We start from the raw sequence: 15,816 nt of genomic DNA on the forward strand, positions 1-15,816 counted from the left end.
ATCTCCACCACCCCCCCCCAAACGCCCCCGTAACACTCCGCCCCCGGCGGGTGGGGTAACCTTTTTTTTCCACCCCCCGCGGCCGCCCCCCCCCTTGGGGGGGGGGCCGACGTCGTTGCTGCGGGTCTTTAGTCTGTGTGCCTAAATCTGTGTGCGCCTCTAGGTCAGTGGTGACAGGGCCAGGAAGAACAAGGCACCCAGCAGCATGCACGCAATAGGGGTGGTGATCCAAGCGGCCGCGATGCGGGCCAGGACCCGGCCGTTGGTCGCCGAGAAGCGTTGGTTGGCCCCGGCCCCAACAATGGCCGCCGTGACTGTATGAGTGGTGGACAACGGTATGTGCAGGCCAATGGTGCCAACAAACAGCAGCCCTGCAGCCACGATTTGGGCTACAAAGCCTCGCATGGGGTCGAGCCGGACCAATCGGTGACCCAGCGTATAGGAGATCCGCCAGCCGCCAACAATGGTCCCTGCGGTCAACAAACCAGCCGTGAAGAACGGCAGCCAAAGGGGTATGTCGTGGATCGCGCTGGAACCGGCGGCGAGCAGCGCCAGCAGGACAATCGCCGTCGTGCGTTGACCATCCTGCAAGCCGTGCCCAAAGGCAACTGCCGCGCCGGCCACGGACTGTAATTGCCGGGTGCGCCGATTGACTTGATTGGGTGCGGTGTTTCGCGCGGTCCAGGAGACGGGGTAAACGGCCAAGAACCCCAGCACAAACGCCACTACGGGGGATATCAGCATTGGCAGCAGGACAAGTATCAGCAGGGTTGTGTGGATGCCTTCAATCGGCGGGTGACCAATGGCGGTGGAGCCCAACGATGAACCCACCAGCGCGCTAATGAGAGCCTGTGTGGAGGATGACGGAAACCCGCGCCACCACAAATAGATACCCCACAGGCTTGCCCCGATGAGTGCCGCAAGCAGCAGGACCAGGCCGTTGCGCCCCGGAGGTACCGTAAATAGCCTGTCTGCAAACGCCGCGGCCAAGACCACACTGACCAGAGCGCCAAGGCAGTTGCAGATACCCGCCAGCAGGACGGCGACCGAGGGGGTGAGTGCGCGGTTTCGCACCGAAAGAGCGACGGCGGTCGAGGCATCGCGGAAACCGTTGAGGAAGGCGAAAATCGCCGCCGTGACGATCACGGCCAGCAGCAGGGCGGTGATCAAGACTTAAGATTCCTTGACGATGATGCTGCCAACTTGTGTGGCCACTGAACGCATTTGCTGGCTTGCCGCCGCCAATTCGTCGGAGAGTGACCGGTACTTGATGAACGAGGTAGGGCTGTGGTTGCCGAGTAGCTCGACAATGACCACCCTGTGGGTGTGATCGGCCCGTTTGGCCAAACGCAAGATTTCCAGCCAGTAGTCCTCAAGACTGTCTAGATCGTTCAGGGACTTCATGGCAGTGACCGTCAGTTCGGCCTGGCGTGAAAGGATTTCCAACTGGTCGCTGACACGGGCCGGAATGCGATCCAAACCGTACAGCTCAATAGCTTCCCCGGCGCCCGTGATCTTTTCGTTGGTTTCATTAAGGAGCTGACCGAGCGCGTAGAGGTCTTCACGCGGCAACGGATTGATGAAACTTGTCCGCATCCCGGTAAGTAGTCCTGCAAAATCGGCGGTGGAGGCTGCTTCATGCTGGCGAAGTGATTCGACAAGGGACGGGAAATCACCGCGGGCGGCTCCGAGGAGCTCAGCCAAGGTCTGGGTTCCAGTCGTGACATGTTCAGCCATGCTTGCCAATGCCTGAATTCCGGCAGTTTCCTGAGGGAAAAGTCGAAGCTTCATCGTGAGGCCTTCGTGTTAGCGGACCGGGTCGGAAAATCCGTTGTATTCAGACATAAAAGTGGTGTCGAACCGGGAGCGCCTCTCGGCACTGGGCCGCTCAAAGCGGCTATAAAATGGAGCCCGGGGGTTCCACGGTTCGACACCGCTTTCAGTCTTATACGTCTTGGCTCGAGTGTCAACTGGGGCCTGTGGATTAGTCCAGTTCGCCCTTGCGCCAAGACTTGGCTGCACCCTCTAGATCTTCGGCCGTTCGAACCAGTTGGTGTGCCTTTTTGGTCAGCTTTCTTGAGTGCTCGGGGTGAGCAGCCTCACGCTCGATGGCCAACGTCGCCTGGCCCAAGGCGACCACCCGGCAGAACGCGGCCGAACGGTCCAGCGCAACGTCGAAGTCGCCGTCGAACGCGCCGGAAAGGATGGCATTCGCCATGGTCGTGATTTCCTCGGCTCCGGGAGGCTCTGCAACTCCGGCCACCGCAGTTGCCACCTGCGCCTTGAGCTGGCCGGCACGGAAGAAAACACTGATGCCCTCGGGATCCTGCAGCGTGGCAGCCCGGAGGGCGTAGAGGCGCCATAGCGCCCCGGGGAGTGACCGGGCAGGGCTTGCCGCCCACATCTCGGCGATGGCCTCCAGGCCCTGCTTATCCGCAAGTTTCACCAGCCGTTTAGTGACCTCCGGATCCGTGCTGGCGCGTCCGCTATGGACCAGTGCGCGGGCTGCAAGGTGGGCTGCCTCGGAAACGCGTGCCGGGTCGATTCCACCTGCATACGGCTCAAAGTCGATGGGTGCAAACGGCAAGGGCTTGTGCGGCCGGGGAACGTTGGTGGCTGCTCGATCATTCATGACACGACACTACCCCCGCGGCCCCAGTGTGGTCGAGGGAGGCGGGACGAACGTGTGGAAAACGGCGGTTCGATTGCATTCTGGCGTATGGCGTGCGGTAGTCTAATATGCGTCAACTTTTGCAAAGGTGGATTCATCTTTGCGCTGGTTGTCTTTAGCTCGGGCCTTTAGCTCAGTTGGTAGAGCATCGGACTTTTAATCCGTGGGTCGCGGGTTCGAGCCCCGCAGGGCCCACCGAGCAAAAAAGATCCCCGAACGCTGCAAAGTGTTCGGGGATCTTTTTATGCCCTTTAGCGGCAGCCTAGGAGACTCCCTCGTAGCCTCTGGAGGAATCATCGAGCACTTCTGATGAGCCCAAGGTAGCGATGAACTCTGCTGCGGTAGTTGGGTTGGAGAACATGGGGTAGTCGAATTTGACGGCAGATTCTCCCTCTTCAACGCTGGTGGCGGCAACCGCATCGGTTAGCGTCACCACGTTGTAGCCGCGTTCATACGCCGTGCGCATGGTGGATTCAACACAGCAATTGGTCAAAAATCCTGCCAACACGACAGTCTTGATGCCCTTGGCCCGCAAGATGAAGTCGAGGTTAGTGCTACCAAAGGCGTCCAAACCACGCTTGCCCTCGATGACAATGTCGGATTCCACAGGGGCAAACCTGTCCATGATTTCAGCACCCCAGCCACCCTTCACAAACGCTGTGGCATCAACCACGCCTTTGAGGATGCCATAGGGGTGTTTGGAGATCTCGTTGTACCCCGGGGCAAAACTGATGGGGGAGTGGATGATGGTTGCTCCTGCGGCACGGGCCGCGGCCAGAACTTTTTCGGCATTATCCAACGTGCCATTGGCGTCCATCGAGTCCTTGACAGCGCCGTGCAAAACCCCGCCGTCGGAGGTGAAATCGTTTTGGAATTCGATAAAAACTACTGCTGTTGAATCGGTATCCATGAGGTGTTCCTTCAGCGTCGAGAGCAAAAATCTCTTGTCCTCGCTGAATCTACCGCCGCGCCGCGCACATTGGTAGAGCCTTCCAAGGTGGCAAGATAGTCACATGACTATGAACGCCCCCGCACTTGCCCTGACCATCGCCGGATCCGAAGCGACAGGCGGTGCCGGTGCCCAAGCCGATCTGAAGACTTTCCAGGAATTGGGCGTCTTCGGGATCGTAAACCTCACCTGCATTGTCTCCTTTGACCCGAACGACAATTGGAACCACCGCTTTGTGCCGGTTGACCAGCAGGTCATTGCCGACCAATTGGAAGCCACGACGGCGGCATACGGTGCCGATTCGGGGGCGCCAACGGTGTTGGAGACCGTGAAGATTGGCATGTTGGGCAGCCCCGCCACCATCAGTACGGTGGAAACCGCGCTCAAAGCCGCATCTTTCAAACACGTTGTGTTGGATCCGGTCCTGATCTGCAAGGGCCAGGAGCCTGGCCATGCGCTGGATACGGATCAGGCACTCAAGTCTCAGATCCTTCCGCTGGCCACCTTTGTCACCCCCCAACCATTTCGAGGCAGAGTCTCTTTCCGGCCTGACTATCAACAACGTCGAGGACCTGAAGGCTGCTGCCCGTAAGATCCACGAAATCAGCGGCGCCGCAGTTCTGGCCAAGGGCGGCGTACGTTTGGAAGGTTCGGAGGCCGTGGACGTATTCTTCGACGGCGAAACGTTGGAAGTCCTTACCGCTCCCAAGGTCGGCGAAGTTGCCGTGTCTGGTGCTGGCTGCTCGCTGGCCGCCGCTGTGACGGCAGAACTCGCCAAGGGCGCCACTCCGCTGGAGGCGGCCCGCACAGCCAAGGCATTCGTCACCGAGGGCATCAAGAACCGGGTCACCTCCGGAGCTCCCTTCACCGCATTGTGGCAGGGCGGCGCCCGCGCCTAGCGGTTTGGCGGGAGGCGCTGGCGCAGCACCCCAACTCGAGCACCAGCTGTGGCTAGGGGTACTGTTGCCAGCACCGCGCTGGTGTGCAAAGCTCGGTTCATGAGCGCCAACGCAGCCCAAGAATCCGATTCCTTCGACGCCTCCGTCCGGATGACCCGCAACGATTCCGCGCATCGCTACGAGCTCTTTGAGCAGGACGAGCTGGCCGTGATCATCACCTTCAAAGACCTGCCGGGCCACATCGATTTCGAGCACACCATCAGCCAGCCCGGCTTCGAAGGCCGCGGTCTGGCGAAGGTGCTTGCCCGGTACGCCTTGGACGATGTGGTGGCTTCAGGGAAGCGTGTCATCCCGCATTGCCCGTATGTTGCCCGGTTCATTGGCAAGCACCCGGACCTCTACACCCAGTACACCGATTTCCCCGAGGGCGTTTAGGTGGAGCGTCCAATAGCTCTCATCACGGGAGCCACCTCCGGCATCGGCGCCGAGTTTGCCCAGCAGCTGGGCCGCTCGCAACATGACCTGGTCCTTGTCGCCAGGGATGTTGACCGGCTGGAGGCCAAGGCCGTGCGGCTGCGGACCGATTTTGGCGTTGAGGTGGAAATCCTGTCTGCGGACTTGGTGACGGACAGCGGAGTTGCCTCCGTCTGTGCCCGTTTGGCAGAGCCCGCACGCCCCGTCACCGTGTTGGTGAACAACGCCGGCTTTAGTTTGGTTGGCGCCTTTGAGCGCAACACCATCGACGAAGAAGCGGCTCACCTGCGCATTTTGGCTCAAACGCCCATGGAACTCACCCACGCCGTGTTGCCGCTCATGCTGGCACGCGGCAAAGGTCAGATCATCAATATTGCAAGCGTCTCAGCGTTCATCCCGCGAGGAACGTATGGTGCCGCGAAGTCTTGGCTGGTGAGCTTTAGCCGGTTCGCCAACCTTCGTTACGGGCCAAAGGGAGTGAAGGTAACGGCCGTATGTCCGGGATTCGTGCACACTGAATTTCATGAGCGAATGGGAGCAAATATGGGCGGCGTGCGCTCATGGATGTGGCTCAACGCCGATCAGGTGGTGCGTGAGGGGCTGGCCGACAACGCGGCAGGAAAAGCCGTGAGTATTCCGTCGCGCCGCTATGCCACGCTCATGGCGCTGAGCCGGTTGGTACCCGACAGGCTTGCTGCGGCGGCAGGCAATCGCGGCCGCTGACCCTCCTATAGACAGCTAACCCGCAGTAGAGGCTGAAAATCACGATTTTGACGTGTTTTTCGGTCTCTACTGCGGGTTAGATTTTTAAGTCCCGAGAGTTTCCGGTGCTAATTCTCGGTTTCAGGACGGCCCACGGTGACGGGGATGCCAGCTCCGGGCGTTGCCGGCTCATAGGTCTCGTCAAAGGGCATGTGGTCCATGTCCAACAACGGGTTTTCATCCTGGGTGGCCACCAATTCCTCTGCCTCCTCGAGAGTTGCCACGCTGGGCATGGAGCCCGGCAGTGGCTTCTGTGCGGACTCGCGTAGGAAGTAGATAGCAACCGCGCCAATGGCGGAGGTTAGCACTAGATAGTACGCAGGCATCATGTCATTGCCGGTCATGGTGATCAGGCCCTGAATGATGAACGGAGCCGTGCCGCCAAAGATCGCTACAGCAAAGTTGTAGGAGATGCCCATGCCGCCGTAACGGCTGGACGTCGGGAACAACGCTGGCAGCGCCGAGGCCAAGTTCGACACGTAGAACGTGACGGGGAAGGCAATAAGTGCCAGGCCCAGCAGGGTGGTCCAGACAGGCCCAACGCCAATCAGCATGAAGGCCGGAATGGCGAGCACCACGGTGCTTATCGCACCGACCCACAGCACGGGACGGCGGCCGATCTTATCGGAAAGGCGCCCAGTAAGCGGGATGCACAGGGCCATGGCGACCAAGATGGGAATAGTCAGCAGGGTCCCGTGTACGGGGTCATAGCCCTTTGAATCCGTCAGGTACGTGGGCATATAAGAGGTCAGGGCGTAACCCACTGTGTTGGCTGCGGCTACCAACACCATGGCAAGCACCACCTGACGCCAATAAACCTTCACTAGGCGGACGGGACCGCCTGACGTGTCCTCGTCGTTAGCTGCAGCGGATTTCGAGTTTTCCTCGTTGGCGTCCAAAGTTGCCTGGAACTGCGGAGACTCCTCGATCTTCATGCGGAAGTACACGGCGATGAGGCCTAGTGGACCGGCAATTAGGAAAGGCAGTCGCCAACCCCACGCCTCCATGGCTTCCTGGCCAAGGGTTAGTTGCAGCACCGAGACCAGTGCGGCACCGATGGCGAATCCCATGTAGCTGCCGAGGTCCAAGATGCTGGCAAAGAACCCGCGCCGGTTGTCCGGCGCATATTCGCTGACAAAGGTTGTTGCACCGGCGTACTCACCGCCAGTGGAGAAGCCCTGGACAAGCTTCAGGACTACAAGTAGTACCGCGGCCCAGATGCCGATTTGTGCGTATCCGGGCAGGAGCCCCACAGCAAACGTCGAGGAGGCCATGACGATCAGCGTGGTGGCAAGCACCTTCTGGCGCCCCACCTTGTCGCCGAGCCAGCCAAACACCACGCCGCCGAGGGGGCGGGCAAGGAACGTGGCTGCGAAGGTACCCAGTAGGAACAGGGTCTGCACTGAGGGGTCTGAATCCGGTAGAAAAACTGGTCCCATGGTGGCGATCAGGTATCCGAAGACACCTACGTCGTACCATTCCATGGTGTTTCCGACGACGGTTCCGCCGAGGGCTTTTTTGAGCATGGGCGCATCAACAATATTTACGTGATCCACGCCCAAGCGGCGTTTCTTTAGTTTTGTCAGACGGGGCTTTTTTAGCCGCGTCTGCGGTCGATCTGCGGTGTCCTTAACACCTGAATCCGGTTGAGTCATGCTTCGGTCTATGGGCATTTGTTCATCCCCTTAAGGAGGTCATTTGCTTGCGACTTTCTGCTGCATCGCTACGGGCAGACCATAAATTCTACCAGATGGGTCATTCTGGACCCATTGCGGGGTTCCTGTCAACCATGCAAAAACCCCGTGCTGAAGGCTGTAAACAGGCTTCGACACGGGGTTTCTGGGCGCCGAATTTAGGCGTCGTGGTTGGTCTCTAGAATGCGTGCCAGGGCTTCGAGAGCCTCGGCTGCAGAGTCATCTTCGGTGCGCAAAACAACGGCCTCGCCGTACTCAACACCAAGGCCCATCAAGGCCAGCATGCTGTCGGCATCGACTGCCTCGTCAAGGGGCTCGCCAACGCGTGCAATTGTTACTTCAACACCCAAATCGCCAGCGGCTTCGGCGAAGATGGCTGCCGGACGGGCGTGCAGTCCTACGGTGCTGGCAATGGTGGCGGTACGTTCAATCATGGGGTGCTCCAATTCTTTGTTTGATGATCAGTGGGGTGTGGTGGTCAAGCTCGACCAGCGGAGGGAATTACAAGCCTAGTTCGGCCAGAGCGGGCAGCCCGGCGCGAACAAGCTCGCGGGCCTCGGCTGCGGAGGCGGCGCCTACGGCACGATATGCCAGTTGGCGGGCTTCAGGCATGGTGATGGTGCGTAGGACGGCGGCAACCGCGGGAAGCGCCCGTGGCGTCATGGACAGTGAGGTCACGCCAAGGCCTGCAAGGACGACGGCGAGGGCAGGGTCCGCCGCCGACTCGCCGCACACGCCAACCGGCTTGGGCTGCGAGTCCTCGAGTGCCAGTAATGCCGAGTGTTTGGCCTGCGCGATAGAACCTTCAACGGTGGCCTGGATCAAGGCCAGTACGGCTGGCTGCCACGGATCGTTCAGTGCAGCCAACGTGCCCAGCTGCCTATCGGCGGCCATGGTGTACTGAGTCAGGTCATTGGTCCCCAAGCTGGCGAATTCCACACGGTCCAGCAAATGCCGGGCCGTGAGTGCAGCCGAAGGCACCTCAACCATGACGCCGGGAGTGTTGAGTCCGGCGGTGGTGCACATGGCGGCAAAATCGGCGGCCTCGGCCGGTGTGGAAATCATGGGAGCCATGACCCAGACCAGGGCCTCCGACTGCGCCGCGGCGTCCGCAATGGCAGTCAGCTGACGAGCGAGAACACCGGGGGTGGTGGTATCGGTGCGATAGCCCCGCACACCCAAGGCAGGGTTCGGCTCGGTGCTGTCGGTCAGGAACGGCAGCGGCTTGTCCGCTCCGGCGTCGAGGGTTCGAACAACAACCTTTTTGCCGGGGAAGGCATCGAAGACGCCCTTGTAGGCTGCCACCTGATCCTCATGAGTGGGTTCGGTGCTGTTGCCGAGGAAGCAGAATTCGGTGCGCAACAGACCAACGCCCTGGGCGTTGGCGGCAGCAGCCTCCTGGGCGTCCTTGGCACCACCAACGTTGGCCAGCAGGGCCAGCTTGGTGCCGTCAGCGAGCTGTCCGTCCCCGTCAAAGACATTCAGCAACGAGGCCTTTTCCAGCCACACGGCGACAGCCGCATGCTCGGCGTCCCCGGGTTCGGTGCTGACAACTCCGGCAGAGCCGTCAACGTAAAGCTCCGAGCCTTCCTCAAGGGCAGCAACCCCGGCTGCCGCAACCACGGCCGGCAGGCCAAGGCTGCGGGCGATGATGGCCGTGTGTGACTGGGGACCGCCGCCGGCGGTGACCAGTGCAATGACCTTTGTGGGGTCAAGGGTTGCTGTGTCGGCCGGGGCCAGGTCATCAGCGACCAGAATGAAGGGCACCAGGGAATCCGGGATCTCCGGCGCAGGAACACCGCGCAGGGCCGCCACAATGCGGGACCGGACGTCGAGGACATCGTGAGAGCGCTCTGCCATGTATCCGCCGAGGCTGATGAGCATGGCCGCAACCGTGTCACCGGCGTCCCAAATGGCACGTTCGGCGGAGCTGCCCGTGTTGATGAGCTTGATGGCGGCCTTGATGAGCATGGGATCTGTTGCCATCAGTGCCGTTGCCTCAAGCACGGCCTTGCCGTCGCCCGTGGCCCGGCTTGCCCGTTCCACCAAGGTGGCTTTGACTGTTGCCCCAGCCTCCTTGAGGCTCGCGGCGGCAGCCTCGGCCGTCGTCGAACTGTCCAATCTTTCGCCGCCGGGAGGGGCGGTCAAGGCGGGCGGCATGTGCCTGACAGGGCCAATGACTCGGCCTCTGAAGACACCGACTCCAACAAAGCTTTGCACGGTTGCTCCTTCGAAATTCATTTCAGGTCCTAGTTGGCCTGGGCTGCGGGCTGTGCTGCTGCAAGGGTATCAACGGGCTTGCGTACAGCCCAGCGCTTCAGGGCCACAACTCCCAGAGCCGACACGATAGTGCCAATCACAATGGCCAGGATGAACATGCCAACGTTGCCAATGGCGAAGAAGACGAAGATTCCGCCGTGGGGTGCCTGCGAGGTGACGTGGAAGCCCATTGTCATTGCGCCGGTGATGGCACCACCAACCATGGTGGCGGGAATGACGCGCAGCGGATCGGCCGCGGCGAACGGGATGGCGCCTTCGGAGATGAAGGAGGCACCGAGCAGCCAGGCCGCCTTGCCGTTTTCACGCTCGGCCAGTGAGAAGCGCTTCTTGTCCAACACGGTAGCCAGTGCCAATGCCAGCGGCGGAACCATGCCCGCAGCCATGACGGTTGCCATGATTTCCCACGGGGCCTGGTTCAATGCGGTGCCCGTACCAAGACCGGCGACGGCGAATGCGTAGGCAACCTTGTTGACCGGACCGCCAAGGTCGAAGCACATCATGAGGCCAAGGATCATGCCAAGAATGACGGCGGAGGTGCCGGTCATGCCGGTCAACCAGCTGTTCAAACCGTTGGACAGGGCAGCGATGGGTGCGCCAAGGAACAAGAGCATGGCGCCGGAAGCGATGATGGAACCCAAAAGCGGGATGATGACAACAGGCATGAGGCCACGCAGCCAGCGCGGAACCTTCCAGCTGCCGATCCAGTAAGCTGCGAGACCGGCAAGAATACCGCCCACCAAACCACCGAGGAAGCCCGCGCCCATGAAGACGGCGATGGCGCCTGCCGTGAAGCCCGGTGCAATACCAGGACGGTCCGCGATGCCGAAGGCTATGTAGCCCGCAAGCGCCGGGACAAGGAAGCTCATTGACAGGTTGCCGATGGTGAAGGCAACGGCGCCGAGGTAAATCATGAGTCCGCCGTCAGGCAGGTTGAAGAGGCTGTTCTTCAGGACCACATCCTTGGCAACATCGGTCACATCGTAGCCACCGAGCAAGAAGCCCAGCGCGATCAGCAGACCTCCACCGGCCACGAACGGGATCATGTAGCTGACGCCCGTCAGCAGAACCTTCTTGATCTTGGCGCCAAGGCTCTCGCCCGAGGAATTAGCCCTGTTTTCGGCTGCCTCCTCGGCACCAAAGTGCGGCACCCGGTGCGCGTTGGGATTGTCGGCGGCCGCGAGGGCCTCCTGGATCATCTTGGCCGGCTCATCAATGCCACGCTTCACAGGTGCGTTGATGACGGGCTTGCCAGCAAAGCGCTCTTTGCCGCGCACGTCAACGTCCACAGCAAAGATCACGGCATCGGCAGCGGCAATGACGGCTGGATCCAGTGGCGTCACGGCCCCGGAGCCCTGTGTTTCAACCTGCAGGTCAACGCCGGCTTCCTGTGCGGCTAGCACCAAGGAATCGGCTGCCATGTATGTGTGGGCAATGCCGGTGGGGCATGCCGTCACGGCAACAATCCGCTTCTGGCGTGTTGTGGGGGTGTCCACGGTCGCCGCTGCGGCTGCCACCGGCGCCGCAGTAGTCGCGGCAGCCTTCGGCTTGTCCGCCAGGGCGTCCTCGACGAGGGCAACGATGTCTGCCGGGGTTGCTGCTGCGCGCAGGGCTGCCGTGAAGTCCTTCTTGATGAGGGAGCGGGCAAGCTTTGAGAGCAGTTTCAGGTGGGCGTTGTCGGCGCCAGCCGGGGCTGCAATGAAGAACACGATGTCGGCCGGGCCGTCTTTGGCGCCGAAGTCGACGGCCGGGTTCAGTCGGGCCATGGCCAAGGTGGGTTCAAGGACAGCCTCGGAGCGGCAATGCGGGATGGCAATGCCGCCGGGAACGCCCGTGGCGGTCTTTTGTTCGCGGGCCAAGGCATCGGCAAACAGGCCTTCAACCTCGGAGGCGCGGCCGGTCTCAGTGACGAGCTCGGCCAGGTTGCGGATAACGCTGGTGGTGTCCGTGCCGAGATCGGCATCAAGGAGCACCAGATCGGTGGTGATAAGAGTAGTCATTTTAGGTCTCTTCGGCTTCAGGCCAGTGCAGTCACGACGACGGCGGCGGGGTTGGTTTGTTCAACGGAAGGAACCATGGTTCCGGGGAGGGAAGCTGCGGCCGCCCCATGGGCCACTGCTTGCTGCAAGCAGGCCTGCGCGGAATCGCCGCGTAAGGTGCTCAACAGATATCCGGCCAAGGCGGAATCGCCCGCGCCGACTGTGCTTTTTGCCTCGATGGCTGGGCCGTTGCCGTGCCAGCTACCATCCTTGGTCACCAGAACTGCACCCTTGGATCCAAGGGTTGCAAGGACTGCACCGACGCCGCGGAGAATCAGGGCTGAAGCGGTGTTGGCGGCCAATTCCGGGTTGGATTCGAGGTCCTGGCCGTTTGAGGTGCCAGTTAGCTCGGCAAGTTCCTCACCATTGGGTTTGATGAGATCAGGAGCCGAACGCAGACTCTCCAGCAGGGGTGCGCCGGAGGAATCTACTGCAATTTTGGGGGCATTGGGGCCGTAAGCGCTACGTACAGCATCGATGACGTGGGCGTAAAAATCGGCCGGAACGCCCGGCGGGAGTGAGCCTGCCAGCACAAGCCAGGCAGCGCCGTCGGACTTCTCAACCGTGAGCGCCAGCAGCTCGGCAAGCTGTGCGGGAGTCAGCTCGGGGCCGGGCTCATTGACCTTGGTGGTGGTGCCATCGGGTTCGGTAATGGCAACATTGCTGCGCAGTGCAGCGCCGATGGGCAGGGTCAGGTGGGGAATGTTCTCGGCCGAGAGGGCTCGGACGACGGCGTCATCCGCGTCGCCGGGAAGCAGAGCTAGGGACTCGATGTTCGACGCCGACAGGGCCCGGACAATGTTCACGCCCTTGCCGCCGGGGTGCTGGGAAGCTGCCGTGGCGCGCTGAACTTCGCCGCGCTCGAGAACTCCAGCGAGCTCGATGGTGCGGTCAAGGCTCGGGTTGGGGGTCAGTGTCAGAATCATGCGACCACGACCTCAACGCCGGCGGCGCACAACGCGGCGGCAAGTTCGGTGGACGGTGCGGAGGTGGTGATCAAGGTGTCGATCTCCTCTAGGGTTGCGAAGCGGACAAGAGTTTCGGTGCCGAGCTTTGAGGCGTCTGCGAGGACCACGACCTGCCGGGCGGCCCTGACCATGGCGGTCTTGGTCGCCGCCTCAACGGGGTCGGGAGTGCTCAGGCCAAAATCGGCGTGGATGCCGTTGGTGCCAATGAATGCGATGTCCGGGCGGAGCGCGCCGAGCTGTTCGGTGGCACGGGCGCCGACTACCGCGCTGGTCAGGCCACGAACGCGGCCGCCAACAATGTCCAACAGCAGGTGCTTGTTGTTGCTCAGTGATGCCGCGGTGGGCAGCGAGTTGGTGATAACGAGCAGTTCATCGCCGGGGTTAGCCGGAGTCCAGCTGGAAAGAAGCTCGGCCAGGGCTGCCGTGGAGGTTCCCGAATCAAGCAGGATCGAGGCTGTTGGGGCGTTGGGCACGAGCGCGATGGCTGCTGCGGCAATGCGCTGCTTCTCATCCAGGCGCTGGCTCTGGCGTTCGGTCAGGCTCAGTTCGGAGCGAGTGAGCCGGTCGGTACTAACGGCCCCGCCGTGGACTCGGCGCAGCTGGCCGGATTCCTCGAGGGTGGCCAGGTCGCGGCGGACGGTTTCCTGGGTGACGGAGAAAAGTTCTGCCAGTTCCTGGACGCTGACGCGGCCCTGGGCGGCGACGAGTTCTGCGATTCGGCGTTGCCGTTCTTCAGCAAACATGGCGGTCCTTCCGCAGCGGCTCTGGTGCGTGACGGGTGTCACAAGATGTTGATTTATACGACTCTATCTGTGTTTATCTTTGTTTGTCAATGCAGTTCCCACATAAACAAAGATTGAGTGTGTGGGGAGGGCGCTGCGGTGAGTTCTATCGATCGCCACAACGCTCCTTAAACACAAACCGGCCCGCAGGTGCGGACCGGAGTGTGGTGAGGCTGGTTTTGCTTGAGATTAGCTCGTCTGGAGGATCTGGATCACCGACGGGCGGGGCGCGCGCACCTGGCCGGGAGCCGGCGTCGTGCCTTCGGCGACGTAGTCGGGGAAGTAGGAGCTGTGCGCTCCATATGTGCCGTCCTCGCCCGGGTGCTGCACGGCGACAAACACCATGGATTCGTCATCGTGGATGAGCGGGCCGCAGGTCTCGGCGTCGCGCGGCATGGAGGCGAACTGCTGGACGTTGCCGCGGTTGGCACCTTCCAGTCCAACCTTGAACAGGCCGTCGTTGTAGCCGATGACAGAGGGTGCGCCATCGGTGGAGATCCACAGGTTGCCCTGGGTGTCGAAGGCAAGGTTGTCGGGGCAGGAGATGGGGCTGACCTTGTCGGCCGGGAAACCGCTGAAGTAGGTCTGCGTGTTCTTGGCGGGATCGCCACAGAGCAGCAGCAGGTTCCAGTTGAACGTCGTTGCCGTTGAATCCCCGCCGGTTTCGCTGAGCTCCACAACGTGACCGTCGCGGTTCACGGCGCGGGGGTTGGCCTCGTCGGCAGCGGCCTGGCCGGGAAGCGCACGCTTGGTGTTGTTGGTGCAGGCCACGTAAACCTTGCCGGTCTGAAGGTTCGGCTGGACGTCTTCGCAGCGGTCCATCTTGGTGGCGCCGGCCTTGTCGGCGGCCAGACGCGTGTAGACCAAGACCTCTTGGACGCTCATGCCGGAAATGGCACTCTTGCCGCCGACAACCAACGGCAGCCAGATACCGGAACCATCGAAGGAGCCGTCGGCGGGAACCGTCCCGGAGCCGTCGATTTCCGCGGCCGAGTTGCCGGCGAATTGTGCAACGTAGAGATCGCCCTCGGTCAGCAGGGTCATGTTGTGGGCCTTGTTGTTCTTCTTGTACTTGTTCTTGGAGACGAACTTATACAGGTAATCGAAGCGCTCGTCATCGCCGGAGTAGGCAACCGCTTTGCCGTTGTCGGCGATGATGACGTTGGCACCTTCGTGCTTGAAGCGGCCAAGGCTCGTGTGCTTCTTCGGGGTGGAGTTCGGGTCTTCCGGATCGATCTCCACGATGTAGCCGAAGCGGTTGGGCTCGTTGCGGTAATCCTCGCCGCGCGCGTCGAAGCGGGGATCCTCAAGCTCCCAGCCCATGCCGGTGGCGCTGTCGCCCAAGCCATAACGGCGGTCTTCGGCGCTGGTGCCGTTGGTGCGGAAGAAGCCGTTGAAGTTTTCTTCGCCGGAGAGGATGGTGCCCCAAGGCGTGGTGCCGCCGGAGCAGTTACCCAAGGTGCCGAAGACCTTGGTGCCGGTGGAATCGGCCGCGGTCTTGACGAAGTCGGTGCCTGCCAGTGGGCCGGTCAGCTCAAATTCCGTGTCCATGGTGATGCGGCGGTTCAGCTCGCCGCCACGAACGTAGCCCCACGGCTGTCCCTTCTTGCTGCGCTCCAGCTCTACCACTGTCATGCCGACGGCGTTGCGGAAGATGTTGCGGCGCTCGGCTTCCTCGGCGGCCGAAGCTGGGGCGGCCGGGAACATGATCTGCGGGTTCACGTACTCGTGGTTGCAGACCAGCAGTCCCTTCTTGCCGTTGGGCTGGCGCAGGATCTCCAGGTAATCGTTGTTGTAACCGAATTGGCCGGCCTGTGAGGCAGCCGTCTGGTTGGCGAAGTCAAAATCGGGTGCGTCGTTGAAGAGCGGATCGCCCCAGCGGATGATCGGGGACCAATCAAAGCCTTCGGGGACGTTGAAGGTATCTACGGACGCGTCGACAGGGCGGATCGGATCGAAGGCAAACTTGCCGCCCTTGCCACTATTGCCGACGCCGTTCTGGCCCTGGTTGCCCTTGCTGTTCTGGCCCTGAACCAGGACGGCTGCACTCAGCGCGCCGGCCAGGCCAATGCCAAGCGCCGAACGGCGCGAGAACTCGGTGGAGGCGATGTCACGGAAGTAGTTGTTGGCTGAGGTGTTGCACACGGCCTTGGAGCAGGCGTTGTCACACTTGAGGCCGCAGGTCACGGCGCTGCGCTTTCCGCGCGTGTGTCCGAGCATGGGCAAAAGCTTCTTCAGGTCATTCATGGCTTGCCTTCCATCGATGTATGCGTTGCGCCCAGAATGGCAGTCTCGGAAAAC

13 protein-coding genes, 1 tRNA gene and 1 pseudogene are annotated in these 15,816 nt (G+C 61.6%); 4 read left to right on the forward strand and 11 right to left on the reverse strand.

The window, feature by feature from the left end:
* Positions 1–159 precede the first annotated feature (159 nt).
* The 3 genes from ACP7B9_RS15880 to ACP7B9_RS15890 all read right to left on the reverse strand — a co-directional run bounded on the left by ACP7B9_RS15880 (position 160) and on the right by ACP7B9_RS15890 (position 2,632).
* Positions 160–1,170, reverse strand: coding sequence for an anion permease (locus ACP7B9_RS15880; RefSeq protein ID WP_425864936.1), 1,011 nt, complete (start codon positions 1,168–1,170; stop codon positions 160–162).
* Positions 1,171–1,173: 3 nt separating this feature from the next.
* Positions 1,174–1,791 (reverse strand): DUF47 domain-containing protein, encoded by a 618-nt coding sequence (locus ACP7B9_RS15885; RefSeq protein ID WP_425864937.1) that lies wholly within the window; start codon positions 1,789–1,791, stop codon positions 1,174–1,176.
* Between the two features lie 193 nt (positions 1,792–1,984).
* Positions 1,985–2,632: a hypothetical protein gene (locus ACP7B9_RS15890; protein ID WP_425864938.1), complete on the reverse strand. Its 648-nt coding sequence runs from the start codon at positions 2,630–2,632 to the stop codon at positions 1,985–1,987.
* Positions 2,633–2,793: 161 nt separating this feature from the next.
* Between ACP7B9_RS15890 and ACP7B9_RS15895 the strand changes: the two genes are divergently transcribed.
* Positions 2,794–2,866, forward strand: a tRNA-Lys gene (locus ACP7B9_RS15895).
* Between the two features lie 67 nt (positions 2,867–2,933).
* Here the strand turns inward: ACP7B9_RS15895 and ACP7B9_RS15900 are convergent.
* Positions 2,934–3,581: a cysteine hydrolase gene (locus ACP7B9_RS15900; RefSeq protein ID WP_425864939.1), complete on the reverse strand. Its 648-nt coding sequence runs from the start codon at positions 3,579–3,581 to the stop codon at positions 2,934–2,936.
* A 103-nt stretch (positions 3,582–3,684) separates the two neighbouring features.
* Here ACP7B9_RS15900 and ACP7B9_RS15905 point away from each other — a divergent pair.
* The 3 genes and pseudogenes from ACP7B9_RS15905 (at position 3,685) to ACP7B9_RS15915 (ending at position 5,716) form a co-directional block, all read left to right on the forward strand.
* Positions 3,685–4,519 (forward strand): annotated as a pseudogene (locus ACP7B9_RS15905) (hydroxymethylpyrimidine/phosphomethylpyrimidine kinase).
* Positions 4,520–4,618: 99 nt separating this feature from the next.
* Positions 4,619–4,954 carry a GNAT family N-acetyltransferase gene (locus tag ACP7B9_RS15910; protein WP_425864940.1) on the forward strand — a complete coding sequence of 112 codons (336 nt, stop codon included), beginning with the start codon at positions 4,619–4,621 and terminating at the stop codon, positions 4,952–4,954.
* Complete coding sequence (locus ACP7B9_RS15915) at positions 4,955–5,716, forward strand: SDR family NAD(P)-dependent oxidoreductase (RefSeq protein WP_425864941.1); 762 nt, start codon at positions 4,955–4,957, stop codon at positions 5,714–5,716. It abuts the gene before it with no gap.
* Between the two features lie 107 nt (positions 5,717–5,823).
* Here the strand turns inward: ACP7B9_RS15915 and ACP7B9_RS15920 are convergent, their stop codons facing one another.
* The 7 genes from ACP7B9_RS15920 to ACP7B9_RS15950 form a co-directional block, all read right to left on the reverse strand.
* Positions 5,824–7,428 (reverse strand): MFS transporter, encoded by a 1,605-nt coding sequence (locus tag ACP7B9_RS15920; RefSeq protein ID WP_425864942.1) that lies wholly within the window; start codon positions 7,426–7,428, stop codon positions 5,824–5,826.
* A 179-nt stretch (positions 7,429–7,607) separates the two neighbouring features.
* Complete coding sequence (locus tag ACP7B9_RS15925; RefSeq protein ID WP_425864943.1) at positions 7,608–7,883, reverse strand: HPr family phosphocarrier protein; 276 nt, start codon at positions 7,881–7,883, stop codon at positions 7,608–7,610.
* 67 nt (positions 7,884–7,950) lie between these two features.
* The gene (locus ACP7B9_RS15930; RefSeq protein WP_425864944.1) at positions 7,951–9,669 is read right to left on the reverse strand and encodes a phosphoenolpyruvate--protein phosphotransferase; all 1,719 of its coding nucleotides are present in this window, start codon (positions 9,667–9,669) and stop codon (positions 7,951–7,953) included.
* A 29-nt stretch (positions 9,670–9,698) separates the two neighbouring features.
* Complete coding sequence (locus tag ACP7B9_RS15935; RefSeq protein ID WP_425864945.1) at positions 9,699–11,726, reverse strand: PTS fructose transporter subunit IIABC; 2,028 nt, start codon at positions 11,724–11,726, stop codon at positions 9,699–9,701.
* A gap of 17 nt (positions 11,727–11,743) precedes the next feature.
* Positions 11,744–12,691: a 1-phosphofructokinase family hexose kinase gene (locus ACP7B9_RS15940; RefSeq protein ID WP_425864946.1), complete on the reverse strand. Its 948-nt coding sequence runs from the start codon at positions 12,689–12,691 to the stop codon at positions 11,744–11,746.
* Entirely contained in the window at positions 12,688–13,476 is a 789-nt protein-coding gene (locus ACP7B9_RS15945) for a DeoR/GlpR family DNA-binding transcription regulator (protein WP_425864947.1), read from the reverse strand. The genes ACP7B9_RS15940 and ACP7B9_RS15945 overlap by 4 nt, the downstream gene beginning before the upstream one ends.
* A 228-nt stretch (positions 13,477–13,704) precedes the next feature.
* Entirely contained in the window at positions 13,705–15,762 is a 2,058-nt protein-coding gene (locus ACP7B9_RS15950) for a PhoX family protein (protein WP_425864948.1), read from the reverse strand.
* Positions 15,763–15,816: the final 54 nt, after the last annotated feature.

Source organism: Arthrobacter sp. TWP1-1, assembly GCF_049897845.1.
Classification (GTDB): Bacteria; Actinomycetota; Actinomycetes; order Actinomycetales; family Micrococcaceae; genus Specibacter.